General features: G+C 60.5%; 18 protein-coding genes and 1 pseudogene. 6 read left to right on the forward strand and 13 right to left on the reverse strand.

Features of this window, described 5'->3' with window-relative positions:
• Positions 1 to 5: 5 nt before the first annotated feature.
• From APH41_RS08310 to APH41_RS08330, 5 genes are read right to left on the reverse strand one after another with little or no spacing between them, the layout of a single operon-like run.
• On the reverse strand, positions 6 to 1,001 hold the full coding sequence (locus APH41_RS08310; protein WP_054918392.1) for a MoxR family ATPase: 996 nt from the start codon (positions 999 to 1,001) through the stop codon (positions 6 to 8).
• A complete protein-coding gene (locus APH41_RS08315) occupies positions 998 to 2,155 on the reverse strand; it encodes a DUF4350 domain-containing protein (RefSeq protein ID WP_054918395.1) in 1,158 nt (385 codons plus the stop codon). Before APH41_RS08315 ends, APH41_RS08310 begins: the two co-directional genes overlap by 4 nt.
• Positions 2,152 to 3,681, reverse strand: coding sequence for a DUF4129 domain-containing protein (locus APH41_RS08320; protein ID WP_054918399.1), 1,530 nt, complete (start codon positions 3,679 to 3,681; stop codon positions 2,152 to 2,154). The genes APH41_RS08315 and APH41_RS08320 overlap by 4 nt, the downstream gene beginning before the upstream one ends.
• Entirely contained in the window at positions 3,668 to 4,648 is a 981-nt protein-coding gene (locus APH41_RS08325) for a stage II sporulation protein M (protein ID WP_054918401.1), read from the reverse strand. The genes APH41_RS08320 and APH41_RS08325 overlap by 14 nt, the downstream gene beginning before the upstream one ends.
• Positions 4,645 to 5,337 carry an RDD family protein gene (locus APH41_RS08330; protein WP_054918403.1) on the reverse strand — a complete coding sequence of 231 codons (693 nt, stop codon included), beginning with the start codon at positions 5,335 to 5,337 and terminating at the stop codon, positions 4,645 to 4,647. The genes APH41_RS08325 and APH41_RS08330 overlap by 4 nt, the downstream gene beginning before the upstream one ends.
• A 167-nt stretch (positions 5,338 to 5,504) precedes the next feature.
• Between APH41_RS08330 and sbcB the strand changes: the two genes are divergently transcribed.
• Positions 5,505 to 6,932 carry an exodeoxyribonuclease I gene (gene sbcB / locus APH41_RS08335; protein WP_054918405.1) on the forward strand — a complete coding sequence of 476 codons (1,428 nt, stop codon included), beginning with the start codon at positions 5,505 to 5,507 and terminating at the stop codon, positions 6,930 to 6,932.
• A 90-nt stretch (positions 6,933 to 7,022) separates the two neighbouring features.
• On the opposite strand, the gene mvaT is transcribed toward sbcB, so the two are convergent.
• Complete coding sequence (gene mvaT, locus APH41_RS08340; protein ID WP_019821235.1) at positions 7,023 to 7,397, reverse strand: histone-like nucleoid-structuring protein MvaT; 375 nt, start codon at positions 7,395 to 7,397, stop codon at positions 7,023 to 7,025.
• 352 nt (positions 7,398 to 7,749) lie between these two features.
• Here mvaT and purU point away from each other — a divergent pair, with 352 nt between their 5' ends.
• Entirely contained in the window at positions 7,750 to 8,598 is an 849-nt protein-coding gene (purU, locus tag APH41_RS08345; protein ID WP_019821236.1) for a formyltetrahydrofolate deformylase, read from the forward strand.
• Between the two features lie 123 nt (positions 8,599 to 8,721).
• On the opposite strand, the gene APH41_RS08350 is transcribed toward purU, so the two are convergent.
• From APH41_RS08350 to APH41_RS29630, 5 genes and pseudogenes are all read right to left on the reverse strand, one after another.
• Positions 8,722 to 9,831, reverse strand: coding sequence for a lysylphosphatidylglycerol synthase transmembrane domain-containing protein (locus APH41_RS08350; RefSeq protein WP_054918407.1), 1,110 nt, complete (start codon positions 9,829 to 9,831; stop codon positions 8,722 to 8,724).
• Positions 9,819 to 10,571: a DUF2334 domain-containing protein gene (locus APH41_RS08355; protein ID WP_054918409.1), complete on the reverse strand. Its 753-nt coding sequence runs from the start codon at positions 10,569 to 10,571 to the stop codon at positions 9,819 to 9,821. The genes APH41_RS08350 and APH41_RS08355 overlap by 13 nt, the downstream gene beginning before the upstream one ends.
• On the reverse strand, positions 10,564 to 11,685 hold the full coding sequence (locus APH41_RS08360) for a glycosyltransferase family 1 protein (RefSeq protein WP_054918412.1): 1,122 nt from the start codon (positions 11,683 to 11,685) through the stop codon (positions 10,564 to 10,566). The genes APH41_RS08355 and APH41_RS08360 overlap by 8 nt, the downstream gene beginning before the upstream one ends.
• A 207-nt stretch (positions 11,686 to 11,892) precedes the next feature.
• Positions 11,893 to 12,657 carry a methyl-accepting chemotaxis protein gene (locus APH41_RS29625; RefSeq protein WP_370694806.1) on the reverse strand — a complete coding sequence of 255 codons (765 nt, stop codon included), beginning with the start codon at positions 12,655 to 12,657 and terminating at the stop codon, positions 11,893 to 11,895.
• Positions 12,658 to 12,750: 93 nt separating this feature from the next.
• Positions 12,751 to 13,782, reverse strand: a pseudogene (locus tag APH41_RS29630) (cache domain-containing protein); the annotation flags it as partial.
• Between the two features lie 205 nt (positions 13,783 to 13,987).
• Here APH41_RS29630 and APH41_RS08370 point away from each other — a divergent pair.
• On the forward strand, positions 13,988 to 15,466 hold the full coding sequence (locus APH41_RS08370; protein ID WP_054918416.1) for a helicase HerA-like domain-containing protein: 1,479 nt from the start codon (positions 13,988 to 13,990) through the stop codon (positions 15,464 to 15,466).
• 4 nt (positions 15,467 to 15,470) lie between these two features.
• Here the strand turns inward: APH41_RS08370 and APH41_RS08375 are convergent, their stop codons facing one another.
• Positions 15,471 to 15,926, reverse strand: coding sequence for a DUF721 domain-containing protein (locus APH41_RS08375; protein ID WP_054918422.1), 456 nt, complete (start codon positions 15,924 to 15,926; stop codon positions 15,471 to 15,473).
• Positions 15,927 to 16,232: 306 nt separating this feature from the next.
• Here APH41_RS08375 and secA point away from each other — a divergent pair, with 306 nt between their 5' ends.
• The 3 genes from secA (at position 16,233) to APH41_RS08390 (ending at position 21,274) form a co-directional block, all read left to right on the forward strand.
• Positions 16,233 to 18,968: a preprotein translocase subunit SecA gene (gene secA / locus APH41_RS08380; RefSeq protein WP_014719726.1), complete on the forward strand. Its 2,736-nt coding sequence runs from the start codon at positions 16,233 to 16,235 to the stop codon at positions 18,966 to 18,968.
• A gap of 124 nt (positions 18,969 to 19,092) precedes the next feature.
• On the forward strand, positions 19,093 to 20,310 hold the full coding sequence (gene argJ / locus APH41_RS08385) for a bifunctional glutamate N-acetyltransferase/amino-acid acetyltransferase ArgJ (RefSeq protein ID WP_054918425.1): 1,218 nt from the start codon (positions 19,093 to 19,095) through the stop codon (positions 20,308 to 20,310).
• Positions 20,311 to 20,329: 19 nt separating this feature from the next.
• On the forward strand, positions 20,330 to 21,274 hold the full coding sequence (locus APH41_RS08390; RefSeq protein ID WP_047711674.1) for a Nudix family hydrolase: 945 nt from the start codon (positions 20,330 to 20,332) through the stop codon (positions 21,272 to 21,274).
• A gap of 110 nt (positions 21,275 to 21,384) precedes the next feature.
• Here APH41_RS08390 and APH41_RS08395 read toward each other — a convergent pair whose 3' ends face one another.
• Positions 21,385 to 21,963: a cob(I)yrinic acid a,c-diamide adenosyltransferase gene (locus tag APH41_RS08395; protein ID WP_032895497.1), complete on the reverse strand. Its 579-nt coding sequence runs from the start codon at positions 21,961 to 21,963 to the stop codon at positions 21,385 to 21,387.
• Positions 21,964 to 21,965 lie beyond the last annotated feature (2 nt).

The raw sequence follows: 21,965 nt of genomic DNA on the forward strand, positions 1-21,965 counted from the left end.
TGGCGTCATTGTCTTGGTGCAGCAATCTGGTCGAGTAAATGCTGGAGCACCTGGTCGACTTCCAGGCCGTCGATGTCCAGTTCTGGTGCGATGCGTACCCGGTGACGCAGTACCGCCAGGGCGCAGCCCTTGATGTCATCGGGGGTGACGAATTCGCCACCGCGCAACAGCGCACGGGCGCGTGCCCCGCGTACCAGGGCGATGGAGGCCCTGGGGCCGGCACCGATGGCCAGCCCCGGCCAACTGCGCGTGGCACGGGCCAGGCGCACGGCGTAGTCGAGCACCTGCTCATCCAGTGGCAGGTCACTGGCAATTTGCTGCATCGTTACTACGTCCGCGGCTTGCAGCACCGTACGCAACGGCTGTACCTCCAGCATGTCGGCCTTGGACGAGCGCGTCACTTCGCGGACCATATCCAGCTCTTGTAGAGCATCTGGGTAGTCCATTCGCACCTTGAGCATGAACCGGTCCAGCTCGGCCTCGGGCAGTGGGTAGGTGCCTTCCTGTTCGATGGGGTTCTGGGTCGCCAGCACCATGAAGGGCTGGCCGATGGGCAACGCCTCGCCCTCCAGGGTCACTTGACGTTCCTGCATGGCTTCCAGCAGCGCTGCCTGGGTCTTGGCGGGGGCACGGTTGATCTCATCGGCCAGCAACAGGTGGGTGAATATCGGCCCCTTGCGCAGTTTGAACTGTTCGGTCTGCAGGTCATACACGGCGTGGCCGGTGACATCGCTGGGCATCAGGTCCGGGGTGAACTGGATACGGGCGAAATCACCGCCAAAGCAGCGGGCCAGGGCGCGTACCAGCAGGGTCTTGCCCAGGCCAGGCACGCCTTCCAGCAATACGTGGCCGCCTGCGATCAGGGCGGTGAGCACGTCGTCAATCACCAGGTCCTGGCCAATCACGGCCTTGCGCAACTCCACGCGCAGCGCCTGGGCCTGCTGGCTGGCGTGCTGAAGGTTTTCGGCGGTCAGGGTGGTGGCCAGTGGAGAGTCGCTCATAAGGCATTCCTGAGGGTTTGCAGGTGCGCCACCTGTCGGCTGAAGTCGGCGCTGGAGAGCCGCTTCAGCGCAACGGGCTCAAGCGCCTGGCTGATGATGTGAGGGGGTTGTCGCGTAAGGTGTTCCAGCACCTGCCGTTGCCTTGGCGCATCGAGGTGTTCGAACCCGGGATGACGTCGTCGGGCTGCGCGCAGAATGTCGTGTTGCAAGGCTTGCAACAACGTGCCCTGGCCGCTGCGGCGCAATAGGAAGTCCGCGCTGGCCTTCAAGTGTTCCTGCAACTGGCGACGCGCCTTGGGAGCCGGTGCCTGGATCGGGCCTTGGCGCATGCCTGCCTGCCACAGCCCCAGAGCAAGCAGCGCAACCAGGGCGACGAGGGCCTGGGGGAAATAACGGAGCAATAGAGTAAACAGATCGTCTGTGTCGCTGTTGAACAGCAGGGTGACGTCAGTGCCCTGGTTCAGGTACCACAGCAACCAGGCGTTATCATGTTTGCCGATATTGGCGTTTTTCCACAGGTCGCTGTCGGTGATCACCGTTACGTGGCCTTGCCCAAGGTCAAGTTGCATCAGGTGGCTGGACTTGGCGCTGTTGGCGGAAAACTGCGCCAGGTGCTTGGGGTCGGTGAGGTTGAAGTCGGTGTCAAAACTGAAATAGGCCGGTGCCGTTTCGTTGTCGACATACAGCTTGGTCAGGTCCGGCTTGGTTTTTTTACGCGGTGGCGCGGGTTCGTCGAAGGTGTCGCTCAAGGTTTGGCGGACAGTGAGGCGATCAAGCAGCAAGTCACCGCTTGTGCCGGCGTCTTCATCCCATAATGCCTCGGCGACCAGTAGCAGGTGGCCACCGGCTTTTGCCCAGCCCAGTAGTTGTTCGACCTGGCGCGGGGTCATGTTGCTGCGCTCCCCCAGCAGCAACAGGCTATGGCCTTTGGCAGGCAGGTCGGCGAGTCGTTCAAGGCCATTGGCGTGCGCCACAACCACGCCTTGCTGGCGTAGAAAGTGCTCGGCGGCCAGGTAAGGGTTGGCGCGTGCCTCTGGCGACGGGCCCCGGTCAACCACTTCGTCGTAGGGAATTGCTTTGTGCCAGGCATATAAGCCGCCCGCACCCAGCAGGCACGCCAACAACAGCGCTGTCCACAATAGCGCGCGATTCATTGGCTCGCTCCGTCACTGAAAAGAGCACGCCAGTCGCTGCACAGTTTTTGTTGGGCTGAAGAGGGCGGCAGACGGTGACCATAGGCCAGGTTTTGCCAGTGGCGCGTCAGTTCGTCGCTGAACGCCAGTAATTGCGGTTGTTGCAAACGATGAACGCGCTCCAGCACCTGCCCCTCGGTATCGGCGCTTGTCAGTGGCAGGTCGAACTCGTGCAACAGCCGGCTGAGCAACCCGCGATACAGCAGGCCAAGGGCTTCCCGGGGCTGGGTGGGCCATAGTTGTTCGGCGGTACTGGCGATGTCTTCGGGCAATGTCTCGGCGCCCAGCTCCAAGCCGAACAACTGAGCGGGAACGGGCGAGGGGGCGGTAGTGCGAGTGGGTCCGAGGCGGCTGACGAACGTGAGCAACCATTCACGGTAACGCCAGAACACCAGGGCCAGGCCGCCAATCACAAGGCTCCAGAGCAGTATTTCCAAGGTTTTGGCGACGTATTTGAAGGTGTCGCTGTTAAGGTTGTCGAGCAGTGCCTGGAGCCAGCCGGGTAATTTGCCGTCGCCCTTGGCCTTGTTTTCAACCGACGCTTTTTCTTCGCCAAACCGATAGCGTGTGACGGTTTCCGGGTTCTTGAAAGGCGGCTTTTCCAGCAATGCCTGGATGGATTGGCTGGCGGCCTGGGTACTAAGTGGCTTATGGGCTGTGGTTTCATCTGCCATGGTCGGTGGGCTGATTTGTAGCAGTGCCAGGCCAACGACCAGCAACAACAGCGGTGCAACGTTGTTCAGGCGCTGGCGCAGGCGACGGAATACCAGTTCCAGGTCCCAGGCCTCCAGCACCGTGCGGCGGTTGAGGTACAGGCTGAAGCCACAGGCGACGTAGATGGGTTCCCAGAACACCAGGACCAGGGCATAGAAAGCATTGCTCAGGTGCTCAAGCCAAAGCACGTCCGAGCCTGATGCCAATACCAGTCGTTGCCAGTCCCAGTCCAGTTCAACCTGTTGCGGGATGAAGAGATAGAACAGGGCCATGCCGCCAAACCACAGACCGATTTCCAGGTGTACGCCGATCGTCGTCAGCCAGCGTGCGGCGCCAGCGTTACGTTGCAGCAACACCCCAAGGCGTCGTTGACGTGCGTCACCGTCCAGGCCTTCCAGTTGGCTGACGGGCAGGGTGAAGCTGCGACTCATGCTCAGCCGCCGCCAGGTCAGGCTGGCGAACAGTTGCCCTTTGAGCAACTGCGGCCAATGGCGAACGGCCTGTTTGAGGCTAGGGGGCTCAGCAAACAGGGCCTGGGAAAGAATGTACAGCGGCAAGCGGTCGAAGGCCGGCTTGAGCCACCAGAACAGGAACATGACCAGAGACGGGTAACTCCAGAGCAGCACCGTCAACAGGCTGAATATCGGAAGGCTCACCAGCGCCCAACTGCTCATCAGCAAGAAACGGTGTTCCCGGGCCATCAGCACACCCAAGTCCATGGCTTCCCAGGAAGTGCGCGGGCGAATGACTACGCTGGCGTCAGTCAGGCGCATGGCGACTCCGCCCGGCCAGGCTCAGGTAAGCGGCCACCAGCAGCCAGAGGGCGGCGCCTACCGCGTACTTGATCCAGGGCTCAATGCGAGTGGTTGAGGACCAGTAGGCTTCGATAAAGGCGGCGATCAACAGGAACACCATGACACCACAGAGCATCCTTACGCTTTTGCGCGCGGCCAGGCGCAGGGCTTCGCTGCGCGCCAAGCGCCCGGGGGCGACCAGTGACCAGCCCAGTTGCAAGCCTGCGGCACCGGCCAGTGTGATGGCGCTCAACTCGAATGCGCCGTGACCAATGACAAACGACCAGAAGGTCTGGCCATAGCCAATGTCGGTAAGGTGCCCGGAGACCGCACCTATGACCAAACCGTTGAAAATCAGGAAGAACACACTGCCCAGGCCAAACAACAGGCCGGCAGCAAAGGTCTGGAAGGCGATGCCGATGTTGTGCATCACGTAATAGCCAAACATCATCCAGTCTTCGCTGGCGGCACGCTCGGCAGCGCGGCCCAGGCGGTTGGCATCGGGGTTGTACATGCCCTGCATCTCGGCCACCTGCTGGGGGCTGATGATGCTGTAGACCAGGTCGGGGAACAGGTACACCAGCAGGGCGATCCCCACCAGGCTGCCAAAGAACAGCAGGCCGGCGATCAGCACGAAGCGCCATTGTTCGCGTACCAGGCGTGGGAAGTCGGCGAGAAGAAACGCCAGTATGTTTGCCGTCAGTTGGCTGCGATGACGATACAGTTGTTGATGGCCGCGCAATGCCAGCTGTTGCAACGGATCGACCAGGTAACTGCTGTAGCCGCGCTGCTGAGCCAGGGCCAGATGTTGGCACAGGCGTCGATATTGATGCGGGAAGTCGGCGACATCGGCGGCCTTGGCTTTACCTTGCTCCAGTTGCTTCAACTGCTCGGCGAAGGTTTGCCATTGATGCTGGTGGCGGCTTTCAAAAAGGCTTTGCTTCATGTCGGCCCCAACAAACCACGGGCTACACCGTTGAGTTGCTCCACGGCACGCGGTGCAGGCACCTGCAGGGGCCCTGCGAGGATGGCGGCCAGTTCATGCACCCGTTCGGCCGAGAGTTCCGCCTGGCGTTCGGCGAAACCGAGGATGGCCCGCTGTTCGCTCAGCTCCAGTGCGAATGACAGGCGCAGGGCGGGTGCTTGAGGGATGCTCGGGCGCACCAGCGGCAGCTCGCGGTAGACCACCAGTGTGCCTGCGGCCAGGTCGCCGAGCCGCTTGAAGTGCGGATGCTGCAGGCAACTGATCGCGCCGAGGAAATAACCGAAGGGCAGCATGTCGACAAAACGCAGCAGGTTGCGGATCAATGATGCCGACCAGCCAATGGGCGTGCCGTCATCCTGTACCACGCGCAGGCCCATGACCTGCTTGCCCGGCGAGCAGCCGTGGTTGAGCACTTCGAACAACACCATGTACCACCAGCTCACCACGAACAGCAGCAGCGAACCCAGCCCGATCCCCACATTGCCGAGCAGCGCCAGCGGCACTAGCAGGATCCCCATGATGATCCCTCGCGCGCCCAGGTCGAATGCAAAGGCCAATGCCCGAGAGGGCAGGCCAGCAGGACGCAGGGGCAGGTCGATGCCCTCCGGCGTTTCTATCTGATAGTGGGTATCCAAAGGCGTTGATGGCATTGCGATCCTTGGCAGTGCGAGGCGACTTGAGAGACACGGATGCTAGCAGTGTCGACGGTGGAAGCAACCATTCGAGGGTTTTCTGGATATTTATACAGTCAGGTATCGCTGGCTCCCAACGCCTTGCAGCGCCTAGACTTTGTCGATCTTCAGCACAGGAATAGCCCGTGACCTCGATTTTCTGGTACGACTATGAAACCACTGGCATCAACCCGCGCAACGATCGCCCGCTCCAGGTAGCCGGGATCCGCACCGACCTTGAGCTCAATGAGATCGGTGCGCCGATCAATCTTTATTGCCAGCCCAGCGACGATATCCTGCCTCACCCGGCAGCGTGCGCGATCACGGGCATCACGCCGGGTGTCCTCGCCGAGAAGGGCCTTGCCGAAGCCGATTTCATGACTCGGGTGCACGCCGAACTGGCCGCGCCAGGTACCTGCGGCGCCGGCTACAACACCCTGCGATTCGACGATGAAATGACGCGCTACAGTCTGTACCGCAATTTTTTCGACCCGTATGCGCGCGAGTGGCAGGGCGGCAACAGCCGGTGGGACTTGATCGATGTGATGCGCACTGCCTACGCCCTGCGGCCGGAGGGGATCAACTGGCCCGAGCAGGACGGGCGTGTGACCCTCAAGCTCGAACGCTTGACCGAGGCCAACGGCATCGACCATGGCCAGGCCCATGATGCGTTGTCGGATGTGCGTGCAACCATCGCCCTGGCGCGGTTGGTCCGGGAGAAACAACCGAAGTTGTATGAATGGTTGTTTCAATTGCGCAGCAAGCAGCGGGTCATGGATCAGGTGCGGTTGCTGCAACCGATGGTGCATATCTCGGGGCGTTTTTCCGCCGAGCGCCATTATCTGGGCGTGGTCTTGCCCCTGGCCTGGCACCCGCGCAATCGCAATGCCTTGATCGTCTGTGACCTGGGGCTCGATCCACAAGGGCTGTTGGACCTGGATGCGACGACGCTGCGTCAGCGTCTTTACACGCGCCGCGATGAGCTAGCCGAAGGTGAACTGCCGGTTCCGCTCAAGTTGCTGCATATCAACCGCTGCCCGGTGGTTGCGCCGTTGAAGGTGCTGCGCCCTCAAGACCTCGAGCGCCTTCAATTGGATAAGGAAGCTTGCCTCGCGCGGGCGCTGCGGCTAACTGACGCACAGGAAGTTTGGCGGGACAAGTTAGCGGCCATTTATGCCGAGGAAGACTTTGCGTCAAACTCGGACCCGGAGCAGCAGCTCTACGAGGGTTTTATTGGTGACCGTGACCGCCGTTTATGTGAGCAAGTTCGCATGGCAGAGCCCGCGCAATTAGCCCGTCAGCAGTGGCCGTTCGATGATCATCGTTTGCCGGAATTATTATTTCGCTACCGGGCGCGTAACTTTCCTGAAACCTTGAACAATGAGGAGCAACAACGCTGGAAACTTTTCTGTCAGCAACGTTTGTCGGATGCACAGTGGGGGGCGCCGAATACCCTCTTGGCATTTAAGCAGGCGCGTGAGGAGTTGGCGGTTAGTGCTACATCGTTTCAGTGCCAGGTACTGGCGCAATGGCAGGACTATGTGGATTCCTTAGCGGCGCGCCTGAATCTGTAGGCGCATAACTACAGAGTATTCAGACAATAAAAAACGCCAGCAAGCTGGCGTTTTTCATGTGTGACGTATCGGGTGAACGTCCGACCGGGCTTAGCCCAGCAGGGTTGCCCAACCTTCAACTACGTCACCGCCCCACTTGGCTTTCCACTCTTTCAGAGTTTTGTGGTTGCCACCTTTGGTTTCAATCACTTCGCCGTTGTGCGGGTTTTTGTACTGCTTGACCTTGCGAGCACGCTTGGTGCCGGTAGTTTTCACAGCGCCACGCGGTGCTTTAACTTTCGACTCTGGATCCAGCAGCGCGATGATGTCACGCAGGGATTTGGAGTATTCACCCATCAGGGTGCGCAATTTGCCTTCGAATTCCAGCTCGGTTTTCAGCTTGTCGTCTTCGGACAGGTTCTTCAAACGGGCTTGCAGCTCTTTGATAGCTTCTTCGGTGGCGCGGTATTCGTTGATCAGTGACATGTGGACTACCTTATGTAGAACGCTGATTGACAGGGTGAGTGGCCTAATAATAGTCAGGCAATTTCATCAAGTAAACATTTAAGACGGTATTTAGGCGAATGACATTGAATGTGTGGGAGAAAACCTGGCCGATGAGTTAATTAGTGAGCGTTATGCGCAAAAGATAATCACCTTAATTTTTTGCTACTGGCCTGAGCATGCCGTTGTATCGTCATATAGCGCTGGTAAAACCTTACACGATTAAGGGGTGTTACCACGGCCATGCCTCAAGATAAGGTGCAAGGGAATACTGCAGTTTTTCTGCGTAATCGCTAGAATAGCGGCCTTTGTGAAGTTCTGGAGTTTCCCCCTAATGCGCACTTTTCGGCTGGTGATTGCTTGCCCGGACCGGGTTGGCATCGTTGCCAAGGTCAGTAACTTTCTGGCTTCCCATAATGGCTGGATCACCGAGGCGAGCCATCACTCGGACGATCTCAGTGGTTGGTTTTTCATGCGTCACGAAATCCGTGCCGATACGTTGCCCTTTGGCCTGGAAGCCTTCCGCGAGGCGTTTGCGCCGATTGCCGAAGAGTTTTCGATGACCTGGCACATCACCGATACAGAGCAGAAGAAACGTGTGGTGCTGATGGCCAGCCGCGAATCCCACTGCCTGGCAGACCTGCTGCACCGCTGGCACAGCGACGAACTCGATTGCGAGATTGCCTGCGTGATCTCCAACCATGACGACCTGCGCAGCATGGTCGAATGGCATGGCATCCCTTATTACCATGTGCCGGTCAACCCACAGGACAAGGAGCCGGCATTCGCCGAAGTGTCGCGCCTGGTCAAGCAGCATGACGCGGATGTAGTGGTGCTGGCGCGCTACATGCAAATCCTGCCACCGGAGCTGTGCCGCGAATACGCTGGCAAGGTGATCAACATCCACCACAGCTTCTTGCCGTCCTTTGTCGGTGCCAAGCCGTATCACCAGGCTTCCCTGCGTGGCGTGAAGCTGATTGGTGCAACCTGCCACTACGTGACCGAAGAGCTGGACGCCGGCCCGATCATCGAGCAGGACGTGGTGCGCGTCAGCCACAGCGACAGTATTGAAGACATGGTGCGGTTCGGCCGTGATGTCGAAAAGATGGTGTTGGCCCGTGGCTTGCGCTACCACCTGGAAGATCGCGTGTTGGTGCACGGCAACAAGACCGTGGTCTTCTGACCCAGCGGTTTTGATTGAAAGACACCGGGGCCTGGAGGTAAAACTCTCCAGGCCCTTTTTTATTTCTGTTTCAGGAGATTCCCATGAGCGACCCGCTGGATAAAGCCACCTCAAGGGCACCTGCTACCTTGGGCGAGGGCTGTTTGAGTCGTTACGACCCGGACGCGCTGGATGCCGAGGATGGTACTGATTTTCCAGGCGCGGCGCGTTTATGGGAACAGACACAGGCGCAGGATGAGCCGCCTGCCGCCCCTGAAAAAGACGCTTGAGCAGCGGTTTGCCGACCATCAATAGAAACACTGGCGCACCGGCCAGCAAATAGAAGTAGTAGGTCACCGCGCGCCAGATCAGAATCGCCGCAGCCGCTGTGGATGTGCCCACCATGGGCGCCAGCAGTGCCGCTGACGTCAACTCCGCAGCGCCGGCCCCGCCTGGCGCCAGGCTGAACTGCCCGGCAGTCAGGGATAACATTTGGATCAGAAAGCTCCAGGCCCACTGCACCTCGCCCCCCAACCCGCGCAGCGCCAGGTACAGCACGCTGTAACGCAGCAGCCAATGCAGGCTGGTCAGCGCAAAGACCCCAAGCAAGGTGCTCCGGGGTAGTTTCAGGGTGGCGCTGAACGCCGCAAGAAAACGCAGCAACCGGCGTGCCCAGCGTCGGCGGGTGGTAGCACTGACCTTCATGGCCTTGAGTGCCAAACCCGCCAGGCGAATCAGCCGTCGGTGAAAATGCACCACGGCCCAGCCACTGATTACCCCACCCACCATCGACACGGCGCTGAGCCCCAGCAACCACTCCAGACGCGGGCTGAGGCTATGGAATAGCGCATATAGCAAGATCCCCACCAGTGCGCAGAGAAAAAACACTAGGTCGCTCAACTGGTCCATGGCAAACACCGCGCTGCCTTGGGCGGGGCGGATGCCATTGCGTGCCAGCAGGGCCATCAGGGTCAACGGCCCGCCGCTGCCGCCGGGTGTTGCACACATGGCGAACTCGGTGGATATCACCACGCCAAGGCTTTTAAGCGGGCCTAACTCGCCGCGATGCTCGCCAAGCAGTAGGCGGATACGCAGGCTGTTGATCAGCCAGCAGCCAATGATCATGGCGAACATCCCCAGTAACTGGGGCAACGGAAACTGGCGCAGGCGCGCAATGCTTTCGCCGCCGCCCAGCCACAATGGGATCACCAGCGCCACCAAGAGCGCCAACACTAACCAGATCAGTCGGCCCATGGCTGCGTCGCCAGCCAGGCGGCCTTGGTTTGGGGGACGCGCCCCGTGTTGAGCAGGCGTTGCAGGGTGTCTAGCCAATAATCGCGGGAAAACCTGTGGCGCATGTCCACCGGGTGCAAACCCAGTCGGATCAGCGGGGCCTCCTGCCACCGCTGTTCACGGCGATCACTGAGGATTTTGGACAATCCCCGGCGCCAGGCACTGCGGGCGCTCCACACCAGGCCGGGGGCGTTGATAGGCGTGAAGTCCGGCAGGCGATAAAGATGTTGTGGGTCGCTGGTGTAGCTCAGCGGCAACTGGCGCAATGCCTGCCGGGTGCCGTCGCTCATCAACCAGGCGGGCGCAACAAAGCCATGCAGCGGCCAGCCATTGCGCTCAAATACCTCAATGCCGGCGGTCAACCGCCGCAGCGCCTCGGCTTCGGACAGCTGGTAAAACTCGCCTTCGTGGGTATAGATGCGTCGCATAAACCATTCTTTTGGCGTACGCGGCCGAGGTTGGTCGTCGCAATGGTAGTAACCGTGCAAGGTGAGCTCATCGCCCTTGGCGACACGGCTGTCGAGCAGGCGCCGAAAATCGCGGTGGGCGGCCAAGTCGTCATGGTGATGGAAGTCTGGCACCACCAGCCAAGTGATGGGCACGCGGCCCAGTGCATCGACGGCCTCGACGAACGGCCGGTAGTCGGCCCAGGTGTGCGGAGCCACGTCGTGCAGTACCAGCATCAGCGCGCGCTCAGCCATGGGCGAGCATCGGTTCATGGCTGCCCAGCACGGCGCAGTAATGCCCCAGCAGGCTGTCGACTACCGTGTCCCACGCATAATGCTGCTCGACATGGCGCCGAGCCTGAGCACCCAGGCGTCGGCTGTCGGTACTGAACAGCTCGCGCACCGCCTCGGCCATGGCCTTGGGGTTGTTTGGCGCGCACAGCAGGCCACAACGCTCGTCGACAATCTCGGTAAAGGCCCCGGCCGCCACGGCGACCACTGGAATACCGCAGGCCATGGCTTCCAGGATCACCAGGCCGAAGGTCTCCTGGTCGCCACCATGCAGTAAGGCGTCGGCGCTGGCCATCAGCCGAGCGACATGTTGGGCGGGCCGGAATCCGTCAATCACGGTGACATTGTCTGGCACGCTGGCCGGCATGCCGGAGCCCACCAGCAGCAAGTGGTAGCCTTCCCCCAGGCGTTTCATGCAGTTGAGCAGCACCGGCAGGTTTTTCTCCTTGGAGCCGCGCCCGGCGAAGATCAGTAGCCGAGTGTCTTCGCCAATCCCCAGTTCGGCGCGCAGGCCGGGGTCACGTACCTCAGGGGTGAAGGTTTGCAGGTCTACGCCCAGGGGTTGCACGAAGACATTTCTGACGCCAAGCCCGGTGAGCTTGTCGGCCATTACCTGGCTGGGGGCGAGCACTCGGTCAAAATTCCCATAGAGTTTGCGCACATAGGCTTCAACATTGGGGGTAAACCAAGGCCCCATGCGGTTGCTCACCAGCAGTGGCAGGTCGGAGTGGTAAAAGCCGATGACCGGCACATCCAATTGGCGTCGGGCATCCAGCGCGGCCCAGGCGGTCAGGTAAGGGTCGCCCACTTCGATCAGGTCGGGCTGTAAATCGTGCAGGACATTTCGCCAAGGCGCCAAACGAAGGGGGAAGCGATAGCCTTTGCCGAAGGGCAGGGCGGGCGCCGGTACTTTGAAGATGCCGTCCTGCTCGCTCAAGTGTGCGCCAGGAATCAACAGGCTATGGCGAATGCCCGGCTTGAGCGCCAGACGCCGGTGCTTGGCGTCAAGGTAAGTGCGTACGCCACCGCTGGCCGGGGCGTAGAACATGGTTATGTCAGCGATATGCACGATGAACATCCCTCCGATCCATTGCTCTCCCTAGATGGACCTGAGGTAAGGATAGATGTTCGGTTTAGATTCGCAGCATAACGGTGGCGGGAGCGGACAAACGCACGCTGTAGGAGCGAGCTTGCTCGCGAAAAACTCGCAGACGTCGCGTTTCTTCAGGCAGCCCGCGTTATCGTTGACGTTTTTCGCGAGCAAGCTCGCTCCTACGGGTGAATTTCAAATCCGGAAGCTGCCCACCAATTGCTTCAAGCGCGAGGCCTGTTGTTCCAGGTCCGAGCAGGCGCGCAGGGTCGATTGCAGGTTTTCCACCCCTTCCTGGTTGAGGGTGTTGATCTCGGTGATGTCCATATTGATCGACTCCACCACCGAGGTTTGTTCTTCCGTTGCGGTGGCGACCGACTGGTTCATGCCGTCGATCTCGCCAATGCGCTGGGTCACGCTGTTCAGGCGCTCGCCTGCCAGGTTGGCGATTTCCACGCTGTCCAGGCTGTGGCGTTGGCTTTCGCTCATGGTAGTCACCGAGTCCCGGGCACCCACCTGTAGCTCTTCGATCATCGTCTGCACCTGTTGCGCCGACTCCTGAGTGCGATGAGCGAGGTTGCGCACTTCATCGGCCACGACCGCAAAGCCACGCCCGGCTTCCCCGGCGCGCGCCGCTTCGATCGCCGCATTGAGCGCCAGCAGATTGGTTTGCTGGGAAATGCTGGTGATCACCTCAAGAATCTGGCCGATATTCACCGTTTTGCTGTTAAGTGCTTCGATATTGGTGCTTGAGGTGCTGATCATGCTGGATAACTGCGTCATCGCCTTGATATTGCGTTCAACCACCTGCTGGCCGTCTTCGGCCAAGTGCCTGGCGTCGCTGGCCTGACTGGAGGCTTGGGCGGCGTTGCGTGCGATCTCCTGGGCTGCGGCCCCCAGTTGATTGATGGCGGCAGCGACACTGTTGGTGCGGTTGGCCTGTTCGTCAGAGTTGACCATCGACGAGTTGGAGGCGCTGACCACCCGCAGGGCTACTTCATTGACGTGCTCGGTGGCTGAAGACACTTCGCGAATCGAGGTATGAATGCGCTCGACGAAGCGGTTGAAAGCATTGCCCAGGGTGCCGAATTCATCATTGTTCTGGATGGTCAGGCGGCGGGTCAGGTCGCCTTCACCGTCGGCAATGTCTTGCATGGCGCGGGTCATCAGGTGCAAAGGTTGCAGCAAGACGCGGATCAGCATGCCGAGCAGGGCGATGATGATCACCACCGCGATGATCGTGGCGATCACCGCCGAGGTGCGGAACTCACTGAGCATGGCGAAAGACTTGTCCTTGTCCACCGAAACGCCCAGGTACCAGTTCACCGATGGCAGGCCCTTGATCGGTGTGAACGTCACGATATTGGTCTTGCCATTGGCTTGCACTTCGCTGAAGTCGCCGCTGATCTTCGGCGTGTCTTTTGGATAAACGTCCGACAGAGACTTCATCACCAGGGCTTTATCGGGGTGCACCAGCACTTTGCCGTCGGCGCTGACCAAGAACGCATAGCCCATGCCGCCAAAATCCAGCGCGCCGATGTTGTCCACCAGGGTCTGCAGGCTCAGGTCGCCGCCGACTACGCCGATGCTCTGGCCGCCCTTGGTACTGGGCGTGGCAACGGAGATGATCAGTTGCCCGGTCGCCGCGTCGATATAGGGTTCGGTCAGGGTCGAGCCATTACTGGCCTGGGCGCCCTTGTACCAGGGGCGAACACGCGGGTCGAAGCCGTCGGGCATCTTGGTGTCAGGGCGGATGGTGAACGTGCCCTGGCTGTCACCGACGTAGGTCGCCATGAATGACGAAGTCAGCGCTTTCTGCTCCAGCAGGCTGGCGACGACGGTTTTTTCAGGGTTGATGGCGATGTTCTGTGCAGCGTTTTCCACCAGGGCGATACGTCCGGTGAGCCAGGTCTGGATGTTGCTGGCGGTAACGTCGCCCATCTCGTGCAGATAGTTGTTGAGGTCGTCGCGAATCGCGTTGCGCTGCAGATAGTCGTTGTAGAGGGTAAACAACGCAAAGGCGGCGATGACGATAAGGGAGGCTGCAAGCAGGATCTTGTGGCTGAAGCGCAGATTTTTGTTCATGGCTTGAAGGGTCCGCTAAGGTCTTAATATCCGAGGCGCATCCAATGCGGGAGGCGCGAAATGGCAGCGTTAAAAAAGGTGTGGTATTTCTGGTGATAGCTCCGTTGGTCCGTATCGGAATTATCTGACCGTTTTTTAGTCTTTGTCGGGCTTACATCCGTCTATATCGACCTCGCGGCACTAAAGATTAACCATAGGTGACGAAATGCCTGACTCCACACAACTGCTTATCGGTGCAGGCCCTGACGGCCAGCCCATCGCCCAGTCCATGCGCCTGGCCAACCGTCATGGGTTGATCGCCGGCGCCACCGGCACCGGCAAGACCGTCACCTTGCAGCGCCTGGCGGAAGCCTTCAGTGATGCGGGCGTGGCGGTGTTCGCTGCCGACATCAAAGGCGACCTCTGCGGCCTGGGCGCCGCCGCCAACCCCCAGGGCAAAGTGGCCGAGCGCATCGCCGGTATGCCCTTCCTTGATTACACGGCCCAGGCGTACCCGGTCACCCTGTGGGATATCCACGGCCAATCCGGTCATCCGTTGCGCACCACCATCAGTGAAATGGGCCCGCTCTTGCTCGGCAGCCTGTTGGAACTCACCGACAGCCAGCAGTCGGCGCTCTATGCGGCGTTCAAAGTGGCCGACCGCGAAGGCCTGTTGCTGCTGGACCTCAAGGACCTCAAGGCACTGCTCAATCACCTGCGCTATCACCCGGAACTGCTGGGCGAAGACGCCGCCTTGATGACCACCGGTTCCAGCCAGGCCTTGTTGCGACGCCTGGCGGTGCTGGAGCAGCAGGGCGCCGAAGCCTTGTTTGGCGAGCCGGCCCTGCAACTGGAGGATATTTTGCAGCCCGCCAGTGATGGGCGTGGTCGCATCCACCTGCTGGACGCCAGCCGCCTGGTGCATGAAGCGCCGAAGGTCTACGCGACCTTCCTGTTATGGCTGCTGGCAGAGTTGTTCGAACAATTGCCGGAACGCGGCGATGCCGACAAACCGTTGCTGGCGTTGTTTTTCGATGAAGCGCACTTGTTGTTCGCCGATACGCCAAAAGCCTTGCAGGAGCGTCTGGAGCAAGTGGTGCGCCTGATCCGTTCCAAAGGGGTTGGCGTGTACTTCGTCACCCAGTCGCCGGGCGACCTGCCGGATACGGTACTGGCGCAACTGGGCCTGCGCATCCAGCACGGTTTGCGCGCATTCACCGCCAAAGAGCAGAAATCCCTGCGAGCGGTGGCGGACGGTTTTCGGCCCAACCCGACGTTCGATACTTTGTCGGTGCTTACAGAATTGGGCACCGGTGAGGCATTGGTGGGAACCTTGCAGGAAAAGGGCACGCCGGAAGTCGTCCAGCGCGTACTGGTTGCTCCCCCGCAATCGCGGATCGGGCCGCTCACCGAAGCCGAACGTAAAGCGTTGGTTGCCAGTTCGCCGCTGTTGGGGCGCTATGACAAACCAGTGGATCGTGAGTCTGCCTATGAGGTGCTGATGGCCCGCAAGGAGCTTGGGCCTGCCGAGCAGGCTGCTCCGGCCGCCGAAGAGCCGAGCTTCACCGACAAGGCGGGTGCATTCCTGGGGACCACGGCGGGCAAGGCGTTGAAATCAGCCATGCAGCAGGCCGCCAATCAGATGGGGCGCCAGTTGGTGCGGGGGTTGCTGGGTTCGTTGCTGGGCGGCAGCAAACGCAAATAGCGCTTCAGACTTTGGGCCGGGCATGGGCGGCCAGCCGTTCCAGGGCAGCGCGCAACCCCGGGTCGTTGATCCCTTCAGCGGTGGCCTGAAGGGTTTCGGCGGCCGTTTCCGACAGGTCCATGGTATGCCCCACTGCGCCTTGCGGCACGGTGGGTGGCTGTACCTTGAACTGAATGCGCGTCAAATTGGCAAATTCGTCGAACGCCATCAACTGGCGCTGCAAGCGCTTCTGTTGGTAGCGCAAGCGGGTCGCCCAATGCCCATCGGTGACAATTAATAGCAGGTTGCCTTCACGCCAGGAGGCGACGTGACAATGTTCCCGGGCGGCCGGCTGCAGTTGGCTTTCCAGCAGGCGTTGCAGATGGCCCAAGCGTTGCGCCTGGCCGAAGATAGCTTTCAGCGGTTTGGCTTCGCGGAGCAACGCGCCGGGCGCGCGGGCTGTGAGAGGGCGAAATGCCATGTTTAGACACCTTAGGTAACAGAGCGGCTATCTTAGCAGAAAGCGCCTGTATGCCCTGAGGCTCTGCGTCGGCAGGGCTTTCTCCGTCAAATCAATAAGTAACTTCTGCGCCTGGTGGGTTGAAGTTCCAGCAAAAGCCCTTATTTTAAACATGCCCTCTCACTATGCCGTGCCTGTCTCAGGGAACAACGCCACTTTCCTCACCCACGATTCCGGGTAGAATGCGCGTTCGCAATGCGGCCGTGAGGGCTGCTCGGGCCACTCACGGTGCGCCCTCCATCCCTATGTGTGGAAGAACCTGCCGATATGTTTGCGCCTTTGTTAAAGAAACTTTTTGGAAGCAAGAATGAGCGCGAAGTCAAACGCATGCTCAAGACGGTGCAGCTGGTCAATGCTTTCGAAGAGCAGATGGTTGCTCTGTCGGACGAGCAATTGCGCGCCAAGACCCAAGAGTTCAAGGCCCGCATAGCCAAAGGTGAAACCCTCGACAAGCTGCTGCCCGAAGCCTTCGCGGTTGCCCGTGAAGCCGGTAAGCGCGTCATGGGCATGCGCCACTTCGACGTCCAGTTGATCGGCGGCATGACCTTGCATGAAGGCATGATTGCCGAAATGCGCACCGGTGAAGGCAAGACCCTGGTGGCAACCCTGGGCGTTTACCTCAACGCACTGTCCGGCAAGGGCGTGCACGTTGTGACGGTGAACGACTACCTGGCTCGCCGGGACGCCAACTGGATGCGCCCGTTGTATGAATTCCTCGGCCTGACCGTCGGCGTGGTAACGCCGTTCCAGCCGCCGGAAGAGAAGCGCGCCGCGTACGCCTGCGACATCACCTACGGTACCAACAACGAATTCGGTTTCGATTACCTGCGCGACAACATGGCGTTCAGCATGGATGAAAAATTCCAGCGTGAACTCAACTTTGCCGTGATCGACGAAGTCGACTCCATCCTCATCGACGAAGCCCGTACCCCGCTGATCATCTCCGGCCAGGCCGAAGACAGCTCGCGCCTGTACACCGAGATCAACAAGTTGATCCCGCGTCTTGAGCAGCACATCGAGGAAGTGGAAGGCGTGGTGACCAAAGAAGGTCACTTCACCATCGACGAGAAGACCCGCCAGGTCGAACTCAACGAAGCCGGTCACCAGTTTGTCGAAGAAATGCTGACCCAGATCGGCGAACTGGCCGAAGGCGAAAGCCTGTACTCGGCGCACAACCTGGGCCTGTTGACCCACGTGTACGCTGGCCTGCGCGCCCACAAGCTGTTCCACCGCAACGTCGAATACATCGTGCAGGACGGCCAGGTGGTACTGGTTGACGAGCACACCGGTCGTACCATGCCCGGTCGTCGTCTGTCCGAAGGCCTGCACCAGGCCATCGAAGCCAAGGAACACCTCAACATCCAGGCCGAAAGCCAGACGTTGGCGTCCACCACTTTCCAGAACTACTTCCGTCTGTACAACAAGCTGTCCGGCATGACCGGTACGGCCGACACCGAAGCGTTCGAATTCCACCAGATCTACAACCTGGCCGTGATGGTCATTCCGCCGAACAAACCGTTGGCGCGTAAAGACTACAACGACCTGGTGTTCCTGACCGCCGAAGAGAAATACGCGGCGATCATCAACGACATCAAGGACGGTATGGCCAAGGGCCGTCCGATCCTGGTGGGTACCGCCACCATCGAGACCTCCGAGCACGTGTCCAACCTGCTCAACAAGGAAGGCATCGAGCACAAGGTACTGAACGCCAAGTTCCACGAAAAAGAAGCCGAGATCATTGCCCAGGCCGGTCGCCCAGGCGCACTGACCATCGCCACCAACATGGCCGGTCGTGGTACCGACATCCTGTTGGGCGGCAACTGGGAAGTGGAAGTGGCCTCGCTCGACAACCCGACGCCTGAGCAGATCGCCCAGATCAAGGCCGACTGGCAGAAGCGTCACCAGGCTGTGCTGGAATCCGGTGGCTTGCAGGTGATCGCGTCCGAGCGTCACGAATCGCGTCGTATCGACAACCAGCTGCGTGGCCGTGCTGGCCGCCAGGGTGATGCCGGTTCCAGCCGTTTCTACCTGTCGTTGGAAGACAGCCTGATGCGTATCTTCGCATCGGACCGGGTGAAGAACTTCATGAAAGCCCTGGGCATGCAGTCCGGTGAAGCGATCGAGCACCGCATGGTGACCAACGCCATCGAGAAGGCCCAGCGCAAAGTAGAAGGCCGCAACTTCGATATTCGCAAGCAACTGCTCGAGTTCGACGACGTCAACAACGAACAGCGTAAAGTGATCTATCACATGCGTAACACGTTGCTGGCCGCCGACAACATTGGCGAGACCATCGCTGATTTCCGTCAGGACGTGCTCAACGCCACTGTCAGCGCCCATATTCCGCCACAGTCGCTGCCTGAGCAGTGGGATGTTGCCGGCCTGGAAGCGGCATTGAAGAGCGACTTCGGTGTGGACTTGCCGGTTCAGCAATGGCTGGACGAAGACGACCACCTGTATGAAGAAACCCTGCGCGAAAAACTGATGGCCGAGTTGCTGGCGGCGTACAACGAGAAAGAAGAGCAGGCGAGTGCCGAAGCTCTGCGCACCTTCGAGAAACAGATCGTATTGCGCGTGCTGGATGACCTGTGGAAAGACCACCTGTCGACCATGGACCACCTGCGCCACGGTATCCACCTGCGTGGCTACGCCCAGAAGAACCCGAAGCAGGAGTACAAGCGCGAGTCGTTCACGCTGTTCTCCGAATTACTGGATTCGATCAAGCGCGATTCGATCCGCGTGCTGTCCCACGTTCAGGTGCGTCGCGAAGACCCGATCGAGGAAGAAGCACGCCTGCGTCAGGAAGCCGAAGCACTGGCGGCGCGCATGCAGTTCCAGCACGACGAAGCGCCGGGCCTGGATGAGCCTGAAGCACTGGGTGAAGAGGTCGATGTGGCCCTGGCCCAGACCCCGGTTCGCAATGACCAGAAGCTGGGCCGCAACGAGCTGTGCTACTGCGGTTCGGGCAAGAAATTCAAACACTGCCACGGCCAGATCGAATAAGATTTTCGCCTGACGCTGCAACACCCCGCGCCGCGACCGGCCTTTGCCGTCGCGGCGTTTTGCCATTAATTCCCACCGTCGATAGCGACGGCACAGACATCACCTATTTTTAAGGAGCGCATTCATGGCTGTTGGTCTTGGTCCTTTGCCCACGTTGCACCCGGTTGCCGGTTTTGAACTCGGTATCGCTTCGGCGGGCATCAAGCGCCCGGGGCGCAAGGATGTGGTGGTGATGCGTTGTGCGGAAGGCTCGACCGTGGCGGGCGTGTTCACCCTCAATGCCTTCTGCGCTGCGCCGGTGATTCTGGCCAAGCAACGGGTGGCCGGGTCGATTCGCTACCTGCTGACCAATACCGGCAATGCCAACGCCGGCACCGGCGAGCCGGGCCTTGTCGCGGCGGCGCGCACCTGCGCCAAGCTGGCGCAACTGACCGGCGTGGACGCCAGCCAGGTGCTGCCTTACTCCACCGGTGTGATCGGTGAGCCGCTGCCGGTGGAAAAAATCGAAGGTGCCCTGCAAGCCGCGCTCGATGACCTGTCTGTGGATAACTGGGCGGCTGCCGCTACCGGCATCATGACCACCGATACCTTGCCAAAAGGCGCGAGCCGTCAGTTCGTGCATGAGGGCGTGACTATCACCGTCACCGGTATCAGCAAAGGCGCAGGCATGATCCGTCCGAACATGGCCACCATGCTCGGCTATATCGCCACCGACGCCAAAGTTTCCCGTGATGTGCTGCAACGCCTGATGCTGGACGGCGCCAACAAGTCGTTCAACCGCATCACCATCGACGGTGACACCTCCACCAACGACTGCTGCATGCTGATCGCCACCGGCCAGGCCAACCTGCCGGAAATCACTTCCACCGAAGGTCCATTGTTCGCGGCGTTGAAACAGGCAGTGTTTGAAGTGTGCATGGACGTGGCCCAGGCCATCGTGCGTGACGGCGAGGGCGCGACCAAGTTCGTCACGGTTGAAGTCAACGGTGGCGGCAACCATCAGGAATGCCTGGATGTGGGCTACACCGTGGCGCACTCGCCGCTGATCAAGACCGCGCTGTTTGCTTCGGACCCGAACTGGGGCCGTATCCTCGCGGCTGTCGGCCGTGCTGGCGTGCCGGACCTGGACGTGAGCAAGATCGACGTGTTCCTGGGTGACGTGTGCATCGCCAGCCGTGGCGCCCGCGCCGAAACCTACACCGAAGCCCAGGGCTCGGCGGTGATGCAGCAGGAAGAAATCACCATCCGTATCGAACTGGGTCGTGGTGACTGCAGCGAAACCATCTGGACCACCGACCTGTCCCACGAGTACGTGAAGATCAACGCGGAATACCGTACCTGATACCAAGAGGAAACTGGCGGTGAAACGAGTACATGTAGCAGCAGCGGTGATCCGCGGTGTCGATGGCAGGATCCTGCTGGCGCGCCGTGCCGATACTCAGCATCAAGGCGGGCTCTGGGAGTTTCCCGGCGGCAAGGTGGAGGCTGATGAGTCGGTTGCCACGGCTTTGTCCCGTGAATTGCAGGAAGAGCTGGGCATCCAGGTCACTACGGCGCGGCCGCTGATCAAGGTGCAACATGACTATCCGGACAAGCAGGTATTGCTGGATGTCTGGGAAGTCTCGGCTTTTACCGGCGAGCCCCATGGCGCTGAAGGGCAGCCGTTGGCGTGGGTGGCACCGCGGGACCTGGTCAACTATGAATTTCCGGCGGCGAATGCGCCGATTGTCGCCGCGGCACGCTTGCCCGCCGAGTACCTGATCACCCCTGGCGAGCTGGAGACCCCGACGCTGTTGCGCGGTATCCAAAAGGCTATTGCTGGTGGCATCAAGCTGGTTCAACTGCGTGCGCCCAACGGCTATGACCCCAAATACCGTGACCTGGCGGTAGATGCGGTGGGCCTGTGTGCCGGCAAGGCGCAATTGATGCTCAAGGGGCCGTTCGAGTGGCTGGGGGATTTCCCAGCTGCCGGCTGGCACATGACCTCGGCGCAGTTGCGCAAATACGCCAGTAAGGGCCGCCCACTGCCCAAAGACCGTTGGCTGGCGGCTTCGTGCCACAACGCGGAAGAGCTGGCCCTGGCAGAAATGATGGACGTGGATTTCGTCACCCTGTCGCCGGTGCAGCCGACCCAGACCCATCCGGATGCCCAGCCGTTGGGGTGGGAGCAGGCGCAGCAGTTGATCGCCGGGTTCAGCAAGCCGGTGTTTCTGTTGGGCGGGGTTGGGCCGGCGCAGCGGGAGCAGGCCTGGGAGGCTGGTGCGCAAGGTGTGGCAGGTATTCGAGCGTTCTGGCCGCAGGTGTGATGATCATTCCCACGCTCTGCGTGGGAATGCCTCCTGTGACGCTCTGCGTCATGTTTTGGACGCGGAGCGTCCCTTGATACATTCCCACGCAGAGCGTGGGAGCGATCAGGTCAGTGTGGCTTGGCCGCCGCCTGCCACAACACTTCCGCAACGCCTTGGCGCTTGGCAATCACCCTGGCCGCCACAAACAGCAAATCCGACAACCGATTGATGTACGCCAACCCCACACCCTCCAGTGGCTCCACCGCATTCAAGTGCTGACAGCGGCGCTCGGCGCTGCGCGCCAGGCTGCGGCACACATGGGCCTGGGCAATCAGGGCTGAGCCGCCGGGCAGGATGAAATTCTCAAGCGGCCCGACTTCCTCGTTCCAGCGATCAATCGCTGCTTCCAGCCGATCCACTTCCGCCGCATTCAGCGCCTTGTATACCGGCATCGCCAGTTCACCGCCCAAGTCAAACAGACGGTGCTGGCAAGGCGTGAGCACTTCAATCACGTCCTTCAACGCCGGGTGCTTGCCGCTTTGTTCTTCAAGGTTGGCCAGCAGCAGGCCCAGTTGGCTGTTCAGGGTATCCACCTCGCCAATCGCTTCCACGCGTGGATGGTCCTTGGGCACGCGGCGGCCGTCGCCGAGGCCGGTCTCGCCTTTGTCGCCGGTACGGGTGTAAATCTTCGACAGGCGAAAGCCCATGG

It is taken from the genome of Pseudomonas sp. NBRC 111138, assembly GCF_001320835.1.
In the GTDB taxonomy this organism is placed as follows: Bacteria; Pseudomonadota; Gammaproteobacteria; order Pseudomonadales; family Pseudomonadaceae; genus Aquipseudomonas; species Aquipseudomonas paracarnis.